General features: G+C 64.5%; 1 protein-coding gene. It reads left to right on the top strand.

The genetic code is table 11. The features are described from left to right. Window positions 1–14: 14 nt before the first annotated feature. Window positions 15–482, top strand: a 468-nt coding sequence (locus BAE31_RS08965; protein WP_139336379.1) for an MFS transporter, incomplete at its 3' end; no start/stop codon positions are given.

The raw sequence follows: 482 nt of genomic DNA, 5'->3' as shown, positions 1-482 counted from the left end.
GAATTAACCACGCCATGACTTCCACCTATTACACCGGCGAGGAGCGCAGCAAGCGCATCTTCGCGATCGTCGGTGCTTCCTCGGGCAATCTCGTGGAGTGGTTCGACTTCTATGTCTATGCCTTTTGCGCCATCTACTTCGCGCCGGCGTTCCTCCCCTCGGACGACCCCACCGTGCAGTTGCTCAACACTGCCGGGGTATTCGCGGCAGGCTTCCTGATGCGCCCGATCGGAGGCTGGCTTTTCGGCCGGGTGGCCGACCGGCATGGCCGCAAGAATTCGATGATGATCTCGGTGCTGATGATGTGCGCCGGCTCCCTGGTCATCGCCTGCCTGCCAACCTACGCCAGCATCGGCGCCTGGGCCCCGGCGCTGCTGCTGGCGGCACGGTTGTTCCAGGGCTTGTCGGTGGGGGGGGAGTACGGCACCACGGCCACCTACATGAGCGAAGTGGCCCTGCGCGGCCAGCGCGGTTTCTTCGCC

The organism is Bacillus sp. I-2 (assembly GCF_001974945.1).
In the GTDB taxonomy this organism is placed as follows: Bacteria; Bacillota; Bacilli; order Bacillales; family Bacillaceae; genus Bacillus; species Bacillus safensis.
This window is presented reverse-complemented; position numbering and strand designations above follow the sequence as displayed.